A 1,402-nucleotide genomic window follows, 5' to 3' on the forward strand; every position below is an offset into this window, starting at 1 on the left:
TGAGCACCCAGTCTGCGACGATCAGCCCAATCACCGGCGCGAGCTGAATCCCGTAGCCGCCCGCACCGGCCGCGGTGATCAGACCGGGCTCCGACTGATCGACTGGTCCGACATAGGGACGGTGGTCGGCGGTGACAGGGTAGAGGCCTGCCCAGCCCCGGCCGAGCCGGGCGCCCGGCAGATCAGGCAGGCGTTCGATCAGCATCTCGGCCAGCATGACCTTGGACCCTTCCTCGCACTGCTCGTTGTAGTTGTCCGGATCTTCGGGCGACGGCGAACTTACCTTGTGTATCTCGGCGATGAGCTCGCTCGCTTTCTCGTGCCGAAAGTTGAGTCCCGTGCCCTGCCCGTTCACCAGATCCATGACCATCGGCATTGTGTACGGGAGCGGCGCGTCCAAGTGGATTGTCAGCGCCTCGTGGCGCTCGGGGTGGATGTGCAGCGTCTGTCCGAGCATCTCGGCAACGCGTGGCGCCCAGGCGCCTGCCGCATTCACGACGAAGTCGCAGCCGATCGGCCCCTTGCTGGTGTCCAACCGATAGCCACCGGATGTCCGCGCGGCACCAAGCAGCTTGCGGAACTGGAAAACCTCGGAGCCGAGCTTCTTCACCTGTTGCGCCAGCAGCGTGCACATTTCGTGGGGATCGAGGAAGCCGTCGTCCGGCCCGAAGATGCCGCCTTCGAGCCCATCTGAACTCAAGTGCGGCACGAGTTGCTGAAGCTCGTTCGCCTGGTAGACCCTGGATCTGAAGCCGGCATCGCGCTGGATCTCCACCGAGCGCGCGAACAGTTCCATCTGCTCGGAGGTGCGCGCCAGACGCAGGTAGCCGATAGGGCTGAAGCCGAGACCGAGGCGCTCTTGCCACCGGCGGACGCGCTGCACCGATTGCATGCGCAGCTGTATCTCGAACGGATCCGTGAGCTGTGTCCCAACGACCCCGACCGAGCGGCCGCTGGATCCTGACGCAATGGATTGTGCGTCGATGACGGTGACGCGAGCGCCCTGTTCCGCGAGCGCGTGCGCAGAACACATACCGAGGGTACCCGCACCGATGACGACGACGTGAGGAGAAGCTGTCATGTGACTTCCATCTGTTGCTGCGTCGTCCCGTGCCGGATGGATCCGGCGCTGGACGCGCTACGTCATTGCTTCGGAGCGATTGCTGCGAGGGCGCCGTCGATTGCGGAAAGGATCTCGCGTGCGTCTTCCTCGGTCATGGAGGTGGAAAGCGCGAAGAGTCCGTAACTCGCCGAAAGCACGCCGCGGTCGAGCAGACCCTTGTGGAACAGGTCGAGCTTCATGCGTTCGGACGCACCCGGATAGACTGACCGGTAGTCCGTGATCGGCAACGCTGTGAAATGAACTTTGAAGAGCGAGCCGAGACCGACGCACTGCCCGTTG

General features: G+C 63.9%; 2 protein-coding genes. Both read right to left on the reverse strand.

The annotated features are described in order from the left end of the window. Nucleotides 1–1,081: FAD-binding oxidoreductase (locus tag EOC06_RS35720; protein ID WP_164898951.1), on the reverse strand; the 1,081-nt coding region annotated here is incomplete at its 3' end. A 62-nt stretch (nt 1,082–1,143) separates the two neighbouring features. Then, the gene (locus EOC06_RS44435) at nt 1,144–1,302 is read right to left on the reverse strand and encodes a hypothetical protein (protein WP_245470371.1); all 159 of its coding nucleotides are present in this window, start codon (nt 1,300–1,302) and stop codon (nt 1,144–1,146) included. Nucleotides 1,303–1,402: the final 100 nt, after the last annotated feature.

The organism is Mesorhizobium sp. M7A.F.Ca.MR.362.00.0.0 (genome assembly GCF_004023175.1).
Taxonomy (GTDB): Bacteria; Pseudomonadota; Alphaproteobacteria; order Rhizobiales; family Rhizobiaceae; genus Mesorhizobium.